Raw genomic sequence first — 2,870 nt, 5'->3', positions numbered from 1 at the left:
GCCAGAGCCTGACCGGCCCGCCGCCGCCGTAGCCGAACCGGGCGGACCACCGTCCCAGAGATCCCGAACAGGAAGCGCGGCCTCGCGCGCGGCCGCCCAGGACTACCAGGAGTTCCTCCGGGAGGACTTCCGGGGAGCGACCGCCGACCCGCGCTTCCACGCGTACGAGTCGGCCTGCCTGACCGGCGCCCCGAGGACATCGCCGCCTTCCGGGCTGCACCATCCGCTCGGCGGATGCTCCGATGTCATCGGCCCGGGGGTGCCGCCGGGAAACGCCGCGCCGTACGGGTTCCTGCAGCTCACCGACACCGGCAACGACCGTGAGGGGTCGGTGCTGTTCGACTCGCCGATCCCGGCCGCGGACGGCCTGCGGGTCACCTTCGAGCAGTGGCAGTACGCCACGACCACCGCCGTCCCCGCCGACGGCATCTCGTTCTTCCTCACCGACGGGACGTACCCGCTGTCCAACCCGGGGCCGTTCGGCGGCAGCCTCGGCTACGCCCAGAAGTGGCCGGACAACGACCCCGCCCAGCAGTTCCTGCCCGGTGTCGGGCACGGCTACGTCGGCGTCGGCCTGGACGTCCTGGGCAACTTCTTCGGCGACTGGGAGCACCGCGGCGACGGATGCGCACAGCGCTCCCCCTCGGGGACCGCCTTCTACGTGCCGGCTCCCGGCGAGAACATGGTGACGGTGCGCGGGCCGGGGAACGGCACGCAGGGGTACTGCTGGCTGGCCGCCACGACGTCCAACCAGAGCAGCGTCGGTCCGTGGCCGTCCACCCTGCCCGGCCGGCTGCAGGGACCGAACATGTCCCTGCCGCCAGACGTCTCGCCCGCCGAGGCCGACGCGCTCCTCGCGCCGAGCAGGCGGACCGTCCGGATCGAGATCACACCGGCGCCCGACCCCAGGATGTCGGTCGACATCGACTTCAACGACGGCGCGGGGTTCCAGCGGGTCCTCGACTTCGACGCGCCGACCCCGGTGCCGGAGAGCTACCGGTTCGGGTTCGGGGCGTCCACCGGGCTGTTCACCGACGTGCACCTGATCCGCAACCTGGTCGTGGAGACCGGGCGGTCGCCGGAGCCCCCGCCCCCGCCGCCGCCTCCGCCGCCCCCGCCCGGCAAGAAGCCGAAGCTGGTCCTGTCGAAGGACGCCGATCCGGCCGCCGTCAGGCCCGGGCAGCGCATCCACTACACGATCACCGCGCGGAACGTCGGACGGGGCCACTTCGGCCCGCGCGACCCGGCGTACTTCACCGACGACCTGCGCAAGCTGCTGCGCTTCGCCCGCTACGACGGGAACGCGCGGGCGAGCAGCGGGGAGCTGAGGTTCGACAAGGGCGTCCTGAAGTGGCGCGGCCCGCTGCGCCGCGGCGAGAAGGCGACCGTCAGGTTCTCGGTGACGGTCAAACGCGGGACGAGACCCGGGACCCGCATCCGGAACGAGGTCTGCTCGTCCCAGGTCCGGCACTGCGGGGACCAGTGCAGGACGGTAACGCGCGTCCTGCCGCGCGGTCCGATGAAGTAGCGGAGGCGGCGGACCGCCCGCCCGCCGGGCCTACGATCGCCACGTGATGATCGACATCCCGGCGGGCACGGTGACCCTCTCCGACCGGCGGACCGAACGCCGCTGGCCGGTCGAGGTGGCCGCCTTCCAGATCGCGGCGCTGCCCGTGACCCAGGAGCTCTACGCCCGGGTCACGGGCAGCCGTCCGAGCGCCGCGTCCGGCGACCTGCTCCCGGTCGAGAACGTCTCCTGGTGGGACGCGGTCGCCTTCTGCAACGCGCTGTCCGAGCAGGACGGCCTCCAGCCCGCCTACCGCGTCGACGGTGACGACGTCGCATGGGACGCCTCCGCCGGCGGGTACCGGCTCCCGACCGAGGCCGAATGGGAGTACGCGTGCCGCGCGGGCACGACGGGCCCGCACTACGCCCCGCTGGACGACATCGCCTGGTACCGGGAGAACTCCGGCGACCGCCCCCACGAGGTCGGCACCCGGCTTCCCAACGCGTGGGGCCTCCACGACATGCTCGGGAACGTCTGGAACTGGTGCTGGGACCTCTACGACCCCGAGGTCTACGGCGCCTACCGCGTCCTGCGCGGCGGTGGATGGTTCGACGAGCACTGGAGCTGCCGCGCCTCCGCCCGCCGACGCAGCCACCCCACCTACCGCGTGGACGACGTCGGCTTCCGCCTCGCCCGCTGATCGGCCGAGAGCCAGACGTTCAAGCGCGGCGGCCCGGACCGGCTTCGGCCGTTCCGACCGCTCCGGCCGCTTCGGCGGCGCGGACGGCCAGGTCGCGCAGGTGGTCGGCCAGTTCGGGCGGGGCGTGCACCTCGAACCGGCAGCCGAGCATCAGCAGCCGGCTCGCCAGCCACGGGATCGTGTCGGCGCGGCCCCGCAACCGGCAGCTGGACGCGTCGATCGGCGTGATCTCGTCCGGCCCGGTGCGCAGCGCCCGGACGGCGTCGGCGGCGGGCATGTGCAGCGTCGCGTCCACCTCGTGCGTCGGGACGACCGAGTACAGCTTCTCCAGGACGAATGCCGCCGCGTCCCCGCCCGGAACCTCCCGGGCCGCACAGCGCTGCCCGGTCCGCGCGGGCTCGGAGATCCGGTCGACCCGGAACACCCGCCAGTCGCCCCGCCGGTCGTCGTGGGCCACCAGGTACCAGCGCCGCCGCACCGGGACGAGCCGGTACGGCTCCACCACGCGCCGCTCGTCCCGGAACAGGAACCGGAGCCGTTCCCCGGCGGCCGCGGCCCCCGCGATCACCGACAGGACGCCCGGATCGACGCTCGGCGCGTCCGGCTCGGGCAGCGGGACGTCGACCACGTCCCCGAGCTCCGAGACCCGGTGCCGCAGCCGCT

Annotated in this window: 3 protein-coding genes; 2 read left to right on the top strand and 1 reads right to left on the bottom strand. The window is 73.9% G+C overall.

Features of this window, described 5'->3' with window-relative positions; translation table 11 throughout:
* Both AB0J52_RS34690 and AB0J52_RS34685 read left to right on the top strand, forming a co-directional pair.
* Positions 1-1,528: DUF7927 domain-containing protein (locus tag AB0J52_RS34690; RefSeq protein WP_500187129.1), on the top strand; the 1,528-nt coding region annotated here is incomplete at its 5' end.
* Positions 1,529-1,574: 46 nt separating this feature from the next.
* Entirely contained in the window at positions 1,575-2,207 is a 633-nt protein-coding gene (locus AB0J52_RS34685) for a formylglycine-generating enzyme family protein (RefSeq protein WP_500187130.1), read from the top strand.
* A gap of 19 nt (positions 2,208-2,226) precedes the next feature.
* Here AB0J52_RS34685 and AB0J52_RS34680 read toward each other — a convergent pair.
* A partial coding sequence (locus AB0J52_RS34680) for a helix-turn-helix transcriptional regulator (RefSeq protein WP_500187128.1) occupies positions 2,227-2,870 on the bottom strand: 644 nt, incomplete at its 5' end.

The sequence above is a fragment of the Spirillospora sp. NPDC049652 genome (assembly GCF_040675125.1).
Classification (GTDB): domain Bacteria; phylum Actinomycetota; class Actinomycetes; order Streptosporangiales; family Streptosporangiaceae; genus Spirillospora.
This window is presented reverse-complemented; position numbering and strand designations above follow the sequence as displayed.